At 72.1% G+C, this 16,590-nt stretch carries 12 protein-coding genes; 5 read left to right on the top strand and 7 right to left on the bottom strand.

Translation table 11 applies throughout. The features are described 5' to 3' along the window. Nucleotides 1–7: 7 nt before the first annotated feature. Nucleotides 8–1,507 carry a DNA-binding protein NsdB gene (locus IE274_RS09605; RefSeq protein ID WP_190115186.1) on the bottom strand — a complete coding sequence of 500 codons (1,500 nt, stop codon included), beginning with the start codon at nucleotides 1,505–1,507 and terminating at the stop codon, nucleotides 8–10. 234 nt (nucleotides 1,508–1,741) lie between these two features. Between IE274_RS09605 and IE274_RS09600 the strand changes: the two genes are divergently transcribed. Further along, nucleotides 1,742–2,926: an aminoglycoside phosphotransferase family protein gene (locus IE274_RS09600; protein WP_190115185.1), complete on the top strand. Its 1,185-nt coding sequence runs from the start codon at nucleotides 1,742–1,744 to the stop codon at nucleotides 2,924–2,926. 158 nt (nucleotides 2,927–3,084) lie between these two features. Further along, on the top strand, nucleotides 3,085–3,870 hold the full coding sequence (locus IE274_RS09595; RefSeq protein WP_190115184.1) for a bestrophin-like domain: 786 nt from the start codon (nucleotides 3,085–3,087) through the stop codon (nucleotides 3,868–3,870). A 71-nt stretch (nucleotides 3,871–3,941) separates the two neighbouring features. On the opposite strand, the gene IE274_RS09590 is transcribed toward IE274_RS09595, so the two are convergent. The 6 genes from IE274_RS09590 to IE274_RS09565 form a co-directional block, all read right to left on the bottom strand. After that, the gene (locus IE274_RS09590; RefSeq protein ID WP_190115183.1) at nucleotides 3,942–7,079 is read right to left on the bottom strand and encodes a ThuA domain-containing protein; all 3,138 of its coding nucleotides are present in this window, start codon (nucleotides 7,077–7,079) and stop codon (nucleotides 3,942–3,944) included. 67 nt (nucleotides 7,080–7,146) lie between these two features. Beyond that, nucleotides 7,147–7,998: a sugar phosphate isomerase/epimerase family protein gene (locus tag IE274_RS09585; RefSeq protein WP_229909401.1), complete on the bottom strand. Its 852-nt coding sequence runs from the start codon at nucleotides 7,996–7,998 to the stop codon at nucleotides 7,147–7,149. 56 nt (nucleotides 7,999–8,054) lie between these two features. Further along, nucleotides 8,055–9,299, bottom strand: coding sequence for a substrate-binding domain-containing protein (locus tag IE274_RS09580; RefSeq protein WP_190115181.1), 1,245 nt, complete (start codon nucleotides 9,297–9,299; stop codon nucleotides 8,055–8,057). Further along, a complete protein-coding gene (locus IE274_RS09575; RefSeq protein ID WP_190115180.1) occupies nucleotides 9,283–10,437 on the bottom strand; it encodes an ABC transporter permease in 1,155 nt (384 codons plus the stop codon). Before IE274_RS09575 ends, IE274_RS09580 begins: the two co-directional genes overlap by 17 nt. Further along, nucleotides 10,434–11,447, bottom strand: a complete 1,014-nt coding sequence (locus IE274_RS09570; RefSeq protein WP_190115179.1) for an ABC transporter permease — start codon at nucleotides 11,445–11,447, stop codon at nucleotides 10,434–10,436. The genes IE274_RS09575 and IE274_RS09570 overlap by 4 nt, the downstream gene beginning before the upstream one ends. After that, nucleotides 11,444–12,994, bottom strand: coding sequence for a sugar ABC transporter ATP-binding protein (locus IE274_RS09565; protein WP_198897874.1), 1,551 nt, complete (start codon nucleotides 12,992–12,994; stop codon nucleotides 11,444–11,446). The genes IE274_RS09570 and IE274_RS09565 overlap by 4 nt, the downstream gene beginning before the upstream one ends. Nucleotides 12,995–13,194: 200 nt before the next feature. Between IE274_RS09565 and IE274_RS09560 the strand changes: the two genes are divergently transcribed. From IE274_RS09560 to IE274_RS09550, 3 genes are all read left to right on the top strand, one after another. After that, complete coding sequence (locus IE274_RS09560; RefSeq protein WP_190115178.1) at nucleotides 13,195–14,418, top strand: ROK family transcriptional regulator; 1,224 nt, start codon at nucleotides 13,195–13,197, stop codon at nucleotides 14,416–14,418. 141 nt (nucleotides 14,419–14,559) lie between these two features. Beyond that, nucleotides 14,560–14,985, top strand: a complete 426-nt coding sequence (locus tag IE274_RS09555) for a peptidase inhibitor family I36 protein (RefSeq protein ID WP_190115177.1) — start codon at nucleotides 14,560–14,562, stop codon at nucleotides 14,983–14,985. 112 nt (nucleotides 14,986–15,097) lie between these two features. After that, nucleotides 15,098–16,549: a WGR domain-containing protein gene (locus IE274_RS09550; RefSeq protein WP_190115176.1), complete on the top strand. Its 1,452-nt coding sequence runs from the start codon at nucleotides 15,098–15,100 to the stop codon at nucleotides 16,547–16,549. Nucleotides 16,550–16,590 lie beyond the last annotated feature (41 nt).

The raw sequence follows: 16,590 nt of genomic DNA, 5'->3' as shown, positions 1-16,590 counted from the left end.
CCGTTTCCTATGCCTGGACCCACTTGCCTCCCCCCGGTCGGCCCGCCGGCCTCGGCAGCGCCTGCTTGATCTCCGCACGCAAGTCCTCGATCTTCGGATAGCCCGCGTACTGGCCGGTCAGCCGGTACATCTCGCGCAGCCGGTCCCAGGTGCGGTGCGAGGAGTTGGCGCCCATCGACACCAGCGCCAGGCGCGCGTACCGGTCGGCCTGCTCGGGGTCGTCGGCGATGAAGCAGGCCGACGCCAGCGAGATGTAGTCGAAGATCGTCGAGCGGTCGCGGCCCTTGGTGCGCAGCTCGATGGCCTCCTTGGCGTGGCGCTGGGCGAGCTGCGCCGCGGCCGGTTCGTGCTCGGCGAGGGTGCGGTACGCCAGGGCCTGCATGCCGTGCAGGTCCGCCTCGTCGAACATCTGCATCCAACTGGGCGGTGGCACATCGCCCTTGTCGGAGACGAACAGGTCCTCCGCCCGGCCGAGGGTGCGGCGCATCGCCTGGCCCTTGCCCATCGACGCCTGCGCCCAGGCCTCGATGGTGTGCAGCATGGCCTGCGTGCGCGGCAGGGTCTGCTCGCCCGATCCGGACTTGGCGAGCTTCATCAGGTCCAGGGCTTCGTCGGGCTTGCCCAGGTGCACCATCTGGCGCGCGGCCCGGGACAGGGCCTCGCCCGCGCGCGGTCGGTCGCCGCCCTCGCGGGCCGCGTGCGCGGCGATCACGAAGTACTTCTGGGCGGTGGGTTCGAGGCCGACGTCGTGGGACATCCAGCCCGCGAGGACGGCGAGGTTGGCGGCGACGCCCCACAGGCGCCGCTGGAGGTGTTCGGGGTGGCGGTAGGCGAGCATGCCGCCCACCTCGTTGAGCTGCCCCACCACGGCCTTACGTTGCAGGCCGCCGCCCCGGGACGCGTCCCAGGCGCGGAACACCTCGACCGAACGCTCCAGAGCCTCGATCTCCTGGGACCCGATGGGGGCGGCCTCGTAGCGGTCGAATCCGGCGGGGTCGGCGTGCAGGGGATCGTCGGTGCGGGGGGCGTCGGCCTTCAGGGTCGGATCGGTGTGCAGCCAGTCGTGCATGGCGCTGCTGAGTGCGGAGCCGGCGGCGAGCGCGGCACCCGCGCCCACCAAGCCGCGTCGGTTGAGCATGAGGTCCATTCCCGTGAATTCGGTGAGGACCGCGGCGGTTCGCTCGGGCGCCCACGGCACGCCGTCCGGGTGCTCCACGCCCCCGTCGCCGCGCTGTTTGCCTACGCGCCCGTGCCGGACCAGACCGAGGTCCTCGATGGTCACGACACGGCCGAGACGCTCGGTGAACAGCACAGCCAGGACCCTGGGCACCGGATCGCGCGGGATCTCTCCCATGTCGATCCAGCGTCGTACCCGCGAGGTGTCGGTGGCGAGCTGCGGATGACCCATCGCGGCCGCCTGCCGATTCACCATTCTGGCGAGTTCGCCCTTGGACCAGCCCGCCAGGCCGAAGAGATCCGACAGTCGGGTGTTGGGTTGTCCGTTCACGTCAAGCCCCCAGGTTCTCGGCTGAATTGACAGTAACCCTCTGTCAGTTGCTGAGCGACTATTCGCCAGGGTTCGCCAGGGTGCGCCACATGGTGTGCCACGGGCTCACGGGTGTCAGGTAGGAATGCGCCACCCCGACCCGGCCGCCTCAAGGCATTCCCCAGGGTGCACCCACAGCGGCCGGGGCGGGAGGGCGCCGCAACTCGCTGGCACACGAAGGGATCTGTATCGCCCATGTACGCAGCATCGTCCTCCGTGTCCGCCCCGCCTCGGCCGCTGCGCCCGCACCCTTCTTCACGCGGCCCGGCCCGCGCGGCGGAGGTCCCGCTGACCGGCGGCGGCCCTTATCTTGCTCCGGCGCGCACCGGCGCCGCGCCGCTCGGCACCGGTCGGCCCCGGCGCGTTCCGGCGCCCGGTGCCGGACCGCTCAGCGGGAGACTCGACCTGTCCGGCCCCCAGGGAGCGCAACTGCGCACCGCGATCGCCTCGGTGCACCGCATCTGCCCGGAATTCCAGCCCGTACAGGTGCTGCGCCGCAGCGGACGCACCGTGCTCCTGGTCGGCACCGCCGGCCGGGCCACCGTCGTCGCCAAATGCCTGCTCGACCACTCGCCCCTGTGGGCCGAGCGGATCAGGCACGAAATAGCTGCTTACCGTTCGTTCGTCAGGCATCGTCCACCCGTGCGCGCGCCGCGGCTCATCGCGGCCGACCCGGACGACTGCACGCTGGTGATCGAGCGGGTTCCGGGCCGGGTGGTGGCACTCCAGCGCCACCCCACGGAGCCCCCGCCGCGCGCGGACGTCCGGGCGGCGATGGGGGCGGTGTGCCGGCTGAACCAGTGGCGGCCGCCGCAGGAGATGTTCGGCAGGCCGCTGGACTACGGCCGCCGGATCTCCCGCAGCCATGAGCTGGGCCTGCTCACGGACCGCGACATGGGCGACCTGCAGAAGCTGCTGCACGGGATAGCCCACGCCCACCCGTCGGGTCCGCAGCTGACCTGGCAGTTCTGTCACGGCGACGCGTTGCTGTCGAACGTGCTGCTCTCCCCCGCCGGTCCGGTCCTGGTCGACTGGGAGCACGCGGGCTGGTACCTGCCGGGCTATGACCTGGCGACGCTGTGGTCGGTGCTCGGCGACTCGCCCATGGCGCGCCGTGAGATCAGCCAGCTCGCCCAGGCGGCGGGTCCCGCCGCGCGGGACGCGTTCCTGGTCAACCTGATGCTGGTGCTGACCAGGGAGATCAGGATGTGCGAGACAGCCGTGCAGCGCACGCTGCACGAGCCGGCCCCGACGGCACCGGGTCAGGGCCACCCCGGTGCCGCGCCGACCGGCGAGGAACAGCGGCTGCTGCTGCGGCGGCTGCACGACGACTGCCAGATGGCCCGCCGGGCCGTCCGCGCGGCGGTCGGAACTCGCTGACGGGGAGACGAGGACCCGCGGTGCCCCGACGGACAGGGGGCGCGCCGCGGGTCCTCGTGTGTCCGGGCTCCGGGCGCACGCCGCGTGCGTGAGCGAGGGCGGTGCGACGGCGGGCGCCGCGGAGCGTAACCGGCGGGCGCGCCGGGCGTTGGGGGACCGTGGGGATCTGGCTGCTGAACAACTTCCGTACGCTCACGCTCGCCGGGCTGCTCGGCGGCGGTGCCGTACTCGTCGCCGTGCTCGGCGCGCTGCTGGTGCGGCGCACGCACTCCCGGGTGACGGAGGGCAAGTACAACGACATGGTCGGCGTCGTGCTCAGCATGTACGCCGCGATCTACGGCATCATCCTGGCCTTCGTCGTCGTGGCCGAGTGGGAGGCGCTCAACGACGCGGAGACGAACGTCGCCGCCGAGGCCAGCCAGACCGCCGAGGTGCTGCGGGACGCCTCCGCGTTCCCGCCGGAGCAGGAGCGCAAGGTCGCCTACGCCGTCGGGGAGTACGTCCACGCGATCGTGGAGAAGCAGTGGCCGCTGATGCGCGAGGGCCGGCCCGACCCGGGCCTCACCAACCACGAAGTGGTCGCGCTGTACCAGGTGTTCCAGGCGTACGAGCCGAGGACCAAGGCCGAGAAGGCCTATTACGAGCAGTCGGTGGCCACGCTGGGTGAGGTCGCGCAGGCACGCCGGACCCGGCTCGCCGACGCGCAGCAGTCGCTGCCGTCGCTCCTCAACGTCCTGATCTACGGCGGTGCGCTCGTGATGCTGCCGCTGACCCTCCTCTACGGCATCAAGAGCCTGCGCGCCCAGCTCATGTTCGTCATCTCGGTGGCCGGTCTGATCGGCGTGAGCCTGCTGCTGTGCCTGACCATGGACTATCCGTACGCGGGGGACCTGGCCGTCTCCCCCGCCCCGTTCAAGGAGGGCGTGCTCGCCCAGTTCTGGTAGCGCGGACCACCGGCCCGCGGCCCCTGCGCGTCCAGCGCGGAGGGGCCGCGGTGTGCCGGCCGTCGAGCCGCTCAGCCGGTCGCGGCCGAGAACGCGACGGCGTCCACGTCGAAGGAATTGTCCTGGGGTGACCTGAAGACCAGATACAGCTTGTGGGTTCCGGTCAGGGCTTCGATGTCCACGGCCGGGGTGTTCTGGTACGTGTCCCAGCCGCCCGTGTTGAGCGCGGGGGTCGTGGCGAGGAGCTTGCCGTCGGGGGCGTCCGCGCGGAGTTCGATGCTGCCGACTCCGTACGGGGACGACATCCGGTACGTGACCTTGCTGACGCCCTCGACGCTCATCGGGGCGAACGCGATCCAGTCGCCGTCGCTGACGTCGCCGATGCGCTTGCCGTTCTCGGCGCCCTCCTGGGAGACCATCCGGGTCCCCGACTGGTCGTCGTGGTACTCGGCCTGCTTGTGCTTGGGCTGCAGGACCGAGCGGCCGTAGCCGGTCAGGGCGCTGGTGCCCGCGGAACCCTTGTCGGTGTACTTGGCGTTGAGGACGTAGGTGAGGTCGGCGCCCTCGGGGTGGCCGCCCAGGTCGCCGGTGTCGACGGTGCCCTCGCAGCCGGGGAGGTCGGTGGTCGGGTGCTCGTGGTCGTCGTGGCCGAGGGCCGGGTTCACGAACACCTTGGAGCAGTCGATGTCGCCGTCCTCGGGGTCGGTGACCTTCACCTTGTACGGGATCTTGTCGCCGAAGGTGATGAGCTTGCCGTCGACCGGCGTCTCGACGGCCACCTTGGGCGCGGTGTTGCCCGCCGTGATGGGGATGTTGGCGTAGCCGGACTTCCCGGAGGGGTCGGTGACCTTCAGCTGGGCGTTGAAGTCGCCCTTGGTGGTGTAGGTGTGCGCGGGGTTGGCCTCGGTGGAGTCGTAGGTGCCGTCGCCGTTGAAGTCCCAGGCGTAGGTGAGGGGGTCGCCGTCCGGGTCCTTGCTGCCCTCGCTGGAGAAGTCGGCCTTCAGCGGCACCGGCCCGTTGGTGGCGGACGCCTTGGCCTTGGCGATGGGGATACGCTGCCCCTGCGCGTAGTCGATGCGATAGAGCCCCGAGTCGTTGTTGCCGCCGCCGAACTCGCTGCCCCACTCCAGGACGTACAGCGAGCCGTCGGGACCGAAGGTCATGTCCATGGGCTTGGCGAACTTCGCCGACTTCAGGAAGTCATTGATCTTCAGGAGCTTTCCGGAGTCGTCGAAGCGCATCTCCTTCACGGAGTCGCGCGCCCACTCGTAGAAGAAGTTCGCGCCGTCGAAGTACTGCGGGAACTTGGTCGTGGAGGGGTTCTTGGCGTCGTAGCGGTAGACCGGCCCGCTCATCGGCGCGGAGCCGCCCGCGCCCATCTCGGGGAATTCCTTGGAGGCGCCGTAGCCGTACCAGACCTCGGGGAGCGTCAGCGGCGGCAGGTCCTTCAGGCCGGTGTTGTTGGGTGAGGGGTTGACCGGCTTCGCGCAGTCGAACTTCGGTCCGGCCTTCTGGGTGTCGGGGTCGTAAGGCGCGTACGCCTGGTTGTTGCCGTGGCAGAACGGCCAGCCGAAGTTGCCGGGCTTCTTGATGACGTCGTACTCGACCAGGCCCTCCGGTCCCCGGTCGGTGGTGGGGGCGCCGCGGTCGGGGCCGTAGTCGGAGACGTGCACGTCGCCCGTCTTGGGGTCGACGGTGAAGCGGAAGGGGTTGCGGAAGCCCATGGCGTAGATCTCGGGGCGGGTCTTCTCCGTGCCGGGCTTGAAGAGGTTGCCCTGGGGGATGGTGTAGCCGCCCTTGTTGCCGGGCTTGACGCGCAGGATCTTGCCGCGCAGGTCGTTGGTGTTGCCCGCGGTGCGGGCGGCGTCGAGCATCTGCTTGCCGGGGCGCCAGTCGAGCGGCGCGTAGCCCTGCCAGTTCGGGTCGAGGTTCGGCGGTACGTCGTCGCCTACGCCCAGATACAGGGTGCGGTCGGGGCCGAACTCGACGGCGCCGCCGGTGTGGCCGGGCTCGGGGAAGGTGCGGTCGCGGTAGGCGGGGACGTCGAGGATCTTCTTCTCGCTGGCGAGGTCGAGGGTGTTGTCCTTCTTGACCGTGAAGCGCGCGAGGCGGTTCACGTCGTCCTTGGCCTCCTTGGGCGCGTAATTGAGATAGATCCAGCGGTTCTTGGCGAAGGCCGGGTCGAGTTCCATGCCGACGAGGCCGTCCTCGCCGCCGGTGTAGGTGTCGACCTTGCCCGCGGTGGTGGTGGCGTGCGTCTTCGGGTCGAAGACCTTCACCTCGCCGTTGCGCTGGGCGTAGAAGACCTTGCCGTCCTTGGCGACGTCCAGCTCCATGGGGTCGGCGGTGTTGTCGTCGAGGGTGACCTTCTCGTAGCCGGACCAGACGGTGCCGCCGCAGTCGCCGGGCTTGTTCCCGGCCGCCCACTGGATGCCGCCGAGGACGTGGTCGCGGAAGGCGGGTTCGCTGTAGGAGGCCTTGTCGTGGCCCATGGCGGTGGCCCAGACCTTGCCGCCCTCGGCGTTGCGGCACCAGGAGATGGGGTGGTCGGCGCCCATGGCGGAGCCGCCGGGGTTGTACGTCGTCTCGTCGGCGGAGACCAGGACGTGCACGTCGCCGCGCGGATTCTTGTCGAAGTTGTACCACTCCTCGGGGCGCTCCCAGCGCTCGGGAAGGCCCTTGGTGGAGGGGTGCACGTGGTCGGCGACCTTGGCGGTGCCCTTGAGGACGCCCGGGGAGTGGGCGGGCATGTGGGCGCCGCCGTTGACGGTGTCGTCCCACCACGGGAAGGAGTCCTCGATGCCCATGTCGAGGGTGTTGTGCAGGGCGACGATGCCCTTGCCGCCGCGCACGTACTTCTGCACGGCCTCGCGCTGGGCGTCGGTGTCCCAGACCATGCCGGAGTTCTGCAGCATGACGATGACGTCGAAGTCCTTGAGCCTGGCGTCGTCGAAGACGGTCGAGTCGTCGGTCTGGACGACCTCGAAGTCGTGGGCGGCGGCCTGTTCCTTGACCATCTGGATGCCGGCCGGGATGGAGTCGTGGACGTATCCGACGGCCTTGGTGAACAGCAGCGCGCGGAAGGCCGGGGCCTTGTCGGCGGCGGTGGCTCCGGTGGCGGGCAGGAAGCCCACGGCGAGCAGCAGCGCCGTCAGGACGGCGATGACCGCTCTTCGTACGCCTCTGATGTCACGAGCATGACATCCCATGAGGTGGTCCTCTCTGTGTGGACGGAACGGTGCGGGTGCCGGATGCCGGAAGTACGGGGGCGCGTGCTCAGCGGGCGGCCAGGGCGCGACGCAGGAAGGACAGGCCGTCGGTGGCGAGCGCGTCCTGGCTGGGGGCGAGCGGGCGCCACACGGAGGCGGCGACCGCGATGGCGGCGTTGTGCGCGGTGAACGACTCGACGCACAGGGCGCCTTGATAGCCGACCGCGCGCAGGGCGCCGAGGAAACCAGCCCAGTCGAGGTGGTCGGCGCCGGGCGCGCCGCGGTCGTTCGCGCACACCTGGACGTGGACGATGCGCTCCCCCGCCGCGTGCACGGCCGCGGGCAGGGAGCGTTCCTCGATGTTCTGGTGATACGTGTCGAGGGCGATGCCGATGCCGTCCTCGGGCAGGCCCGTGAGGGCGTCGAGGGTTCCCGCGACCGTGTTCAGGAGGCTCGTCTCGTAGCGGTTGAGGGGCTCGACCGCGATGCGCACGGCGGCGGCGCGCGCGTGGTCGACGACGGGTGTGATGTGCTCGCGCCACTCCTCGTACGCGGCGGCCCGCTCGGCGGGGTCCAGGCGCCAGGTGCGGCCGACGGCGGCGTAGACGGGGCCCGCGACGACCGGGGCGCCGATGGTGCGGGCGGCGTCGACGCAGCGGCGGAGGTAGTCCTGGGTGGCGCGCACGGTCGCGGGGTCGGCGCGCACGAGGTCGCGGCCGGGCGGCATCACGGCGATGACGGCGGCGGGGGCGAGGCCGGTGCTGGTGAGGAGCTTGGCGGTGGCCTCGGGCTCCCAGTCGTCGGGCTGCTCCAGCGGGAGTTCGGCGCAGTCGAAGCCCCAGGCGGCCAGGCGCGGCAGGACCTCGGCGAGGGCCCGGGCGGTGACCGGCGAGTGCCAGATCCAGGGGTTCGCGCCCACCGGCCAGTCGGTACCCGACGGCCGGGCAGCACGCCCCGACTCCCTTGCGGGCGACGTCACTTCTTGCCTCCCCAGTCGCCGGGGAACCCGGGCAGCCGCTGGCAGCCGCACATCGCGTAGTGCAGCGGGGGCATGCCGTCCTGGAGGTAGTCGTCGAGGTTGCCCTGGGTGACGGTGGGCTGGGGCAGCTTCCATTCCTTGGGCACCTGCTCGCCCTTGAGGATCCTCAGGGCGGCGATGACCGGGGTGCGCCACTGGAAGGTGGGATAGGTGGGGGCGATCGCGGTGAGCTTCTTGTCCTTCCAGGTCTCCAGGAAGTCCTGCTGGTCCTCGCCGGTGATCGGCGGTACGTCGGCCCCCGAGTCCTCGAAGGCCTCCACCGCGGCCACCGCCGTGGCACCGGAGTCCATCCACACGCCGTCGATGGAGCCGTGCCGGGAGATCGCGTCGGACACGACGGACTTGGTCTTCGCCGGGTCGCCGTCGGTGAACTTCACGTCGACGACGTCGAGTTCACTCTTGTCGAAGGCGAGCTTCGCGGCGGACCAGCGGGTCTCCAGGACGTCGACGCCGGGCGAGATCCGCAGCGCGAGGATCTTGCCCTTTGGCTTCACCTTGTCGACGAGGAAGTCGGCGGCGACGGCACCGTAGCCGTAGCCGCCGATGGGGTTGATGAAGGTGACGGCGCAGTCGGTCTCCACGCCCCGGTCGAAGACGATGACGGGCAGCTTGCCGCAGGCCTCCTTCACCGCGGGGGTGAGGGTGGCGGTGGTGTTGGGCGAGACGATGAGGGCGTCGCAGTCCTTGTTGCCCGCGAGCTCCTGGATGTCGGAGATCTGCTTGTCGTCCTTGCCCTGGGCGTCCAGGACGGTGAAGTCGTCGATCTCGTCGTGCAGTTCGGCCTCGGCCTTCATGTTCTTCAGGCCGACCTGCCGCCAGGGGTTGAAGACCCCGGCGTTGGAGAAGCACAGGTCGACGTCGTCGTCGCCCTTCTTCCGGTAGCGGACGGTGTCGGCCATCTCCGGTTCGAGCATCTGCTCCCACGGCTTGGCCGCGGGGCCGCGCGGGGTCTGCCCGGCGAGCTTCAACTGCCGTTCGTACTCGGTGCGGTCGAAGAACTTGGACGGCTTGTCGCCGCTGTCGTTCCGCTGCTCGGCGCTCTGCCCGGACGCGGCGGGCGCGTCGGCGGGGGCGTCGCTGGAGCAGGCGGTGAGCGCGGCGAGCAGGGCGGCGGCGAGGACGGCGGCGGCCACGGTGGTGGCGGGGCGGTGGCGCGGTCGCGGGCTAGGGCTGCGGGTCATGGGGGTGTCCCTCCCGGGGGGTGCGCGATGGGGTGGCCGGTGGGGGTGGGGTGGGCGCCGGTGGGCCCGGCGCGGCGCCCGGCGGGGTGACCTGCGGAGTGTCCGGTGGGGTGCCCGGCGGGTGAGTGCGGCGGCGCAGCCGGGAGAAGTCCGCCGCGCCGATCCCGACGGCGGCGATGACGATGACGCCCTGGACGGTGGACTCCAACGCCCCCGACACGCCTTGGAGGTTGAGCAGCGTGAACAGCGCCTGCAGCGAGAAGGCCCCCGCCATCGCCGCCACGACGCTGCCGCGCCCGCCGCCTAGGGCCACCCCGCCGAGCACGACGGCGGTGATCGCCTCGAATTCGTAGCCGCGGCCCGCCTGCGCCGACACCCCCGAGAAGCCGCCGACGAGCACGGCGGCCAGCGCGGCGGCGACGCCGGACAGTACGAACGCCAGGACGCGGGCCCGGCGCACCCGCACCCCGGCGAGGTGGGCGGCGCGTTCGCTGTCCCCGGTGGCGACGAGCGTGCGGCCGAAGTCGGACCGCATCAGGAGCACCACGAGGACGCCCGCGACCCCGCAGGCGAGCACGGCCCAGGGCAGCCAGCCGAGGGCCGTGTCCCGGCCGAGGCGGCGGAAGTCCTGCGGCAAGCGGCCCTGCGGGGAGCCGCCGGTCCAGTAGAAGACGGCGCCTTCGAGGATCAGCATCATGCCGAGCGTGGTGATGAACGACGGCACCCGCAGCACGGTGGTGATCAGCCCGTTCAGGAGCCCGGCCGCGGCGCCCGCGAGCAGCAGTCCGGCGGTCATCAGGGCCCAGGGGGCGTCCGGGTACGTGCCGTAGACCTCGGCGGCCGCGACGACTCCGGCGGTGACGACGGCGCCGACGGACAGGTCGAACTCACCGCACACGATGACCAGGTACTGTCCGGCGGCGAGGATCACCAGCGGCGCGGCGCGCTTGACGAAGGCGAGGAAGCGGTCGGGTTCGTAGAAGCCGGGGTCGGTCGCGGCGAGCGCCACGAGGAGGACGATCAGGAGGGCGTAGACGGGGGCGCCGGTGCCGAGGGTGCGGGCGAGGGAACGGTACGTGGCGGTGGCGGCCGTCACCGTCCGGCTCGCCGTCGCGTCCGTGGCCGTGCCGGTGCTCATGCCGACCTCCTGGCGCCGCGCCGGGCGTAGAGGGCGACGGCGGCGATGATGACGACGCCGCGCACGACGTTCTTGAAGAAGGGGTCGACGCCGAGCTGGTTGAAGACGGAGTCCAGGACGGCGAGCACGAGGACGCCGCCGAGGGTGCCGACCACTCCCCCGCGCCCGCCCGCCAGCACGGTGCCGCCGAGGACGACGGCCGCGATGGACTCCAGGTCGTAGCGTGCCTCGGTGCCCGCCCACGGCGCCCCGGCGCCCAGGCGCGAGGCGAGGAACAGGGCGGCGGCGCCCACGCACAGCGAGCACAGGACGTGCGCGGCGATCACGGTGCGGCGGGTGCGGACGCCGGACAGGCGGGCCGCGTGCTCGTCGCCGCCGGTCGCGTACAGGTGATGGCCGAAGCGGGTGCGCCGGGTGATCAGCCAGAGCACGGCGGTGACCGCCAGGAGCAGGAAGAGGGAGACGGGGACCGGGCCCATGCGGTCGTAGCCGAGGTGCTGGAAGGAGGCGGGGACCTTGCCCGCGGGCCCGGTGTAGTTGTCCTCGATCCAGCCGCGCAGGATGAACGCGGTGCCGAGGGTCGCGATGAACGCGTTGACCTTCAGGCCGGTGACGATGAGCCCGTTGGCGAGCCCGACGGCCGCGGACAGCGCGAGCACGGCGAGCACCCCGGTGACCACGGAGCCGTCCTCCATGGTGGTGGCGGCGACCAGGGTGCCGAGGCTGATGAGGTACGCCACCGACAGGTCGAGGGAGCCGGTGAGGATGACCGCGGTCTGGCCGACGGCGACGAGTCCGAGGGCGACGCAGTTCTGCAGGATGCCGACGACGTTGGCGAGCGTGAGGAAGTCGCCGCCGCGTGCGGCCACGACGATCCAGCCGAGGGCGGTGACGGCCCCGGCGGCGAGCCAGACGCCGACGGCGGGGTCGGCGAGACGGCCGCGGCCGCGCGGGGCGCGGCTCTTCGCGGCGGCCCGAGCGGGCTGCGGGGCGAGGGCGGTGCCGGTCATGCCGCTCCTTCCTGCGGGTCGGGGGTGGTCGGCGCGGGGGCGTCCGGGTCGGCGCGGTCCGGTGTGGTCGTCCCAGGCGTGCCCGAGGCCGTCGTCGCGAGCCGCATCACGGCCTCCTCCGTTGCCCCGGCGGGCAGTTCACCCGCGATGCGTCCCTCCGCCATGACGAGGATCCGGTCGCTCATGCCGATCAGTTCGGGCAGCTCGGAGGAGACGATGAGGACGGCGAGGCCTTCGCGGGCGAGGTCGCGTACGAGCGTGTGGATGGCCGCCTTGGCGCCGACGTCGACACCCCGGGTCGGTTCGTCGAAGAGCAGCACCCGGGGACGGGCGGCGAGCCACTTGGCGATGACGACCTTCTGCTGGTTGCCGCCGGACAGATAGCGGGTCTCCTGGTGTTCGCCGCGCGCCTGGAGCCGGACCTTCGCCAGCAGGGCCGTCAACTCCTCTGCCGCTGCGGGTCGTTCGCGGTCGGGGACGGCGCGGGTGACGAGCAGGGCGTTGTCCCGTACGGACTGGCGCAGGGCGAGCCCCTCCGCCTTGCGGTCCTCCGTGACGAGGGCGACACCGGCGCGGATGGCTTGCCGCGGCGAGGTGGGCCGCAGCGCCGCCCCGTCGACGGTCATGGTCCCCGTGGTGAACGGCGCGGCGCCGAACAGGGCCCGGGCCAGGGAGGTGCGGCCCGCTCCCTGGAGGCCCGCGACGCCGGTGACCTCGCCCGCGCGCAGCGTCAGGTCGATGCCGGTGAGCCGGGCATTGCCGCCGCCGCGCACGACGAGACGCGGCTCGCCGACCTCGTCGGGGCGGGCGCGCGGTGGGTAGTAGGCGCTGAGTTCGCGGCCCACCATGGCCCGTACGATCCGGTCGGTGTCGGTGTCCTGGGTGCGTACGGTCGTCACCTGGCGGCCGTCCTTGAGGACGGTGACGCGCTGGGACAGGTCGAGGACCTCGCGCAGCCGGTGCGAGATGTACAGGATGCCGAGGCCGCGTGCGGCCAGGCGGCGCACCAGCGCGTGCAGCAGCCCCGCCTCGTGGTCGGCGAGCGGCGCGGTCGGCTCGTCCATGACGAGGACGCGCACGTCGGAGGCGAGTGCCTTGACGATCTCGACGGTCTGCTGCCGGGCGACGGACAGGTCGCGTACGTACGTCCGCGGTCCGATGCCGTGCTCGCCGAGGTCGGTGAGGAGCCGGGCGGTGCGGTCCTCCATGGCGCGGCGGTCGACGAGGCCGTAGCGGGTGGGCTCGCGGCCGAGGAAGACGTTCTCGGCGACCGTGCGGTGCTCCAGGAGCGCGAACTCCTGGTGGATGATGCCGATCCCGGCGGCCTGGGCCTGAGCGGGATGGCTGAAGCGGTGGCGCTTTCCGTCGAGCGTGATGACGCCTTCGTCCGGTGCGTGTTCGCCCGCGAGGACCTTCATGAGCGTCGACTTGCCCGCGCCGTTCTCCCCGACCAGGGCGTGCACCTCGCCCGCGGCGAGGTCGAGCGAGACGCCGTGCAGCACGCGCACGCCGAGGAAGCTCTTGGACACGCCGTGCATCGCCAACATCGTGTGCGTCGCCTGCTTCGCATGCATCGCCTGCACCCTCAGCTCCTTCGGCAGCGGCCTGCAGAGCAATGTGATGAGGAGGCTTTCACCTGTCAAGGGTCCAAGCACGGTTGTCTGCAAGTGATTTGACGGTGACTTAGGTCGACGATCAAACATCATCGGCCTTGTGAGCAGCGAAAGTCGTCCCTAGGGTGACGGGCATGCCTGGAGCGCCGGATACTCCCCCGTCCGTCCCGTCCCCGGACGCCGCGCCCGCGCCGGCGGCCTCCTCACCCGGCGACGTCCTCGCCCTGCTGCGCGCGGGCGCGGCGGCCACCCGGGCAGACCTCGCCCGCCTCACCGGCCTCGCGCGCTCGACGGTCTCGCAGCGCGTGGACGCGCTCATCGCGCACGGGTTCGTGGCGGAGGAGGCCGACGGCAACTCCACCGGCGGCCGCCCGCCCCGGAAGTTGCGGCTGCGGACCCGTGAACACGCCGTGGCGGGCGTCGACTTGGGCGCCTCGCACTGCCGGGTCCTCCTGATGGACGTCGGCGGCGAGACCCTCGCCCTGCGCGAGGACCCGCTGTCGATCGCGGACGGCCCGCAGTCGGTCCTCGGCCATGTGGAGCGCACCCTGCACGCGCTCCTGAAGGAGACCGGGCGCGAGCCGACGACCCTCCAGGCCATCGGCGTGGGCGTGCCGGGGCCCGTCGAGTTCTCCACCGGCCGCCCCGTCGACCCGCCGATCATGCCGGGCTGGCACCAGTACCCGATCCCGGAGTTCTTCGCGGACCGGTTCCAGGTGCGCGCGCTCGTCGACAACGACGTGAACGTGATGGCCCTCGCCGAGCAGCGCCGCGCGTTTCCGGACACCCGCTACCTCCTCTACATCAAGGTCGGCACGGGCATCGGCTGCGGGATCGTCGCCGACGGCAGGCTGCACCGCGGCGCCCAGGGCAGCGCGGGCGACATCGGCCACATCCGCGTCGGCGACCTGGAGGAACCGTGCCGCTGCGGCAACTCCGGCTGCCTGGAGGCGGTCGCGGGCGGCGCCGCCCTGGCCCGCCGCCTCTCCGCCCTCGGCCTGGCGGCCGCGTCGGGGAGCGATGTCGTACGCCTGGTGAAATCCGGCCACCGGGACGCGGTCCGCATGGTCCGGGAGGCGGGGCGCGCGGTGGGCGAGGTCCTTGCGGGCCTGGTGAACTTCTTCAACCCGGACACGGTGGTGGTCGGCGGCGCCCTCGCCGCGGTCCACGACCAGCTCCTCGCGGGCGTACGCGAGGCGGTGTACCGCCGCTCGCACCCGCTGGCCACCCACGTCCTGCGCATCGAGCCGAGCCGCACCGGCGAGAACGCGGCGGCGATCGGCGCGGGCATCCTCGCGGTGGAGCACGCGCTGTCGCCGCGGGAGGTGGACCGGGTGCTGGCGGGGGGCGGGTACTGAGGCGGGCCGCGCGTCCCTCCTTCGGGGGATAGCGGCTCGCGGCACAGATCAACGAGCCTGGTTCTTCCACGGCCCGCGTACCGCTGTTCCAGCGGCCGCCCCTCGCGGACCTGCGAGCCCTGAAGACGAAGGTGGACCAGCATGCGCAAGGCCCTCGCGCCGAGGAAGAAGCTCCCCCTCCTGTTCGTGGCGGCGGTGGCCGCGGCCGCCATCACGGTGCCGGTGTCCACGGCGCACGCGGCCGACGGGTACGACCGGTGCCCCGACGGCTCCTACTGCATGTTCTCGGGCCTCGACGGCACCGGCGACATGATCGCCCTCAAGGGCAGCACCCCGGATCTCGCGGCACTCGGCATGAACGACCGCGCCAGGTCGGACTGGAACAGGACACCCTCGACCATCTACCTCTGGTCGGATGCGGGCTACTCGGGCTGCACGGCCGTGACGTCGTCCGGTCCGACCGGGAAGGGCAACTTCTTCCCCGCCTACCAGGACTTCTTCAGCGCGGTGCAGTTCGACGGGCCCGGCGGCCCGAGCTGCGGCACCCCGCCCGGCGAGGACGGCTGAGCGGCGGGCCGACCGCGCGGAGCAGGGCGGTCGTTGTCAGTGGCTCCTCCTACGGTGTGAGCAGTGAGACCCGCGGGAGAGGCCGCGGGTCCGCCCTGGGGAGGGGTCTGCCATGCCTGCCGGGACCACCGTGTCGACGACGTATCTGGAACTGTCACAAGAGGGCGAGGGCGCGCACAAGTTCTACGAAGTGACCGTCGCCGACCAGTCGGTGACGGTGCGGTACGGGCGCATCGGCGCCATCGGGCAGACGCAGACGACGGCGTTCGCCTCCGCGGCGAAGGCGCGCGCCGCGGCCGCGAAGAAGGTCGCCGAGAAGGTCCGCAAGGGGTACGCCCCGGCCGTTCCCGGGCAGCGGGCGCCGCGCGCGGTGACCCGCCGCCAGGTGGCGTCGGCACCGTCCACCGCGCGTGCCGTCGCACCCGTCCTGTGGCGGTTCCGCACCGGCTCCTCGGCGTTCGGCATCCACGTCGACGACGACCACTGCTGGGTGGGCAACCAGGCGGGGGATGTGTACACGCTGGACCACAACGGCGGCGTCCTCGCCCGCTTCCAGCTGCCGGACGGCGTGAAGTGCCTGGTGGCCGACGACTTCTGGATCTACGCGGGCTGCGACGACGGCAGCGTCTACGACCTGTCGTCGAAGCTGCCCTTCGCGGCGTACGACATCGCCGCCGACGTCGACATCTTCTGGCTGGACATCCACGAGGGCGTCCTGAACGTCTCGGACCGAGAGGGCCGGCTGACCGTCATCGACCACGAGGACGAACACCAGTGGGCGCGCCGCAGCCAGGGCGAGCACGCCTGGATGGTCCGCGCCGACGACCGGGCTGTCTACCACGGCCACACCGGGGGCGTCACCGCCTACGCGCCCGACGGCGGCGGCGAGTTGTGGCACACGCCCACCCGCGGCGGCGTCCTCTTCGGCTGGCAGGAGGACGACGCCGTGTACGCGGGCACGGCGCACCGCGCGGTCCAGCGCCTCGCGAAGGCGACGGGCGCGGTCGAGGCCACGTACGCCTGCGACAGCCCGGTGTACTCGTGCGCCACCTCGCCGAACGGGCGGTTCGTCTTCGCCGGTGACGCGGCGTCGTCCGTGTACTGCTTCGACCGGGACGGCACGCGGCTGTGGAAGCTCGGCACGGGCGGCGGCTCGGCGCTCTCGATGCAGTACCGCGCCGGGCGGCTGTACCTGGTGACGACGGACGGCTCGCTGGTCTGCGTGGACGCGAGCGAGGCGGCCGTCTCCGCAGCGCAGCAGGGCACGGTCCCGCAGGCGCGGGACGTCAAGCTGGCCGCGGCACTGCCGACGTACGCACCGGCCACGGCGGCGACCGCGGTGGCCACCGTGACCCGGGTGCCCGCCGGGGCGGTCGTCGTCGAATGCGTCCAGGACGCGGGGCGCCTGCGCGTGCACGTGGTGTCCGAGGGCTACGACGGCTCCTGGAACGTCCAGTTCCCCCGCGCGATACGGCAGCCCGGGGCGCGGTACGTGGTGGACGCGCTGCACGCGGCGGCCGGGGGCTTCTACCGGGTGCGGGGGGACATCCGGCGACTGCAGTGAGGGGGGCCGAGGGGGCGGCCAGAGGGGAGGCAGGCGCCGGG

This window comes from Streptomyces flavofungini, from assembly GCF_014650815.1.
GTDB classification, from domain to species: domain Bacteria; phylum Actinomycetota; class Actinomycetes; order Streptomycetales; family Streptomycetaceae; genus Streptomyces; species Streptomyces flavofungini.
The sequence above is the reverse complement of the archived record's forward strand: the minus strand, read 5'-3'. Positions and strand labels throughout refer to the sequence as shown.

Coding starts and splice junctions, on each gene's coding strand:
- IE274_RS09565 (WP_198897874.1), bottom strand. CDS start 12,994: ATGTTGGCGATGCACGGCGTGTCCAAGAGCTTCCTCGGCGTGCGCGTG.
- IE274_RS09560 (WP_190115178.1), top strand. CDS start 13,195: ATGCCTGGAGCGCCGGATACTCCCCCGTCCGTCCCGTCCCCGGACGCC.
- IE274_RS09580 (WP_190115181.1), bottom strand. CDS start 9,299: ATGACCCGCAGCCCTAGCCCGCGACCGCGCCACCGCCCCGCCACCACC.
- IE274_RS09575 (WP_190115180.1), bottom strand. CDS start 10,437: ATGAGCACCGGCACGGCCACGGACGCGACGGCGAGCCGGACGGTGACG.
- IE274_RS09600 (WP_190115185.1), top strand. CDS start 1,742: ATGTACGCAGCATCGTCCTCCGTGTCCGCCCCGCCTCGGCCGCTGCGC.
- IE274_RS09555 (WP_190115177.1), top strand. CDS start 14,560: ATGCGCAAGGCCCTCGCGCCGAGGAAGAAGCTCCCCCTCCTGTTCGTG.
- IE274_RS09590 (WP_190115183.1), bottom strand. CDS start 7,079: ATGGGATGTCATGCTCGTGACATCAGAGGCGTACGAAGAGCGGTCATC.
- IE274_RS09570 (WP_190115179.1), bottom strand. CDS start 11,447: ATGACCGGCACCGCCCTCGCCCCGCAGCCCGCTCGGGCCGCCGCGAAG.
- IE274_RS09550 (WP_190115176.1), top strand. CDS start 15,098: ATGCCTGCCGGGACCACCGTGTCGACGACGTATCTGGAACTGTCACAA.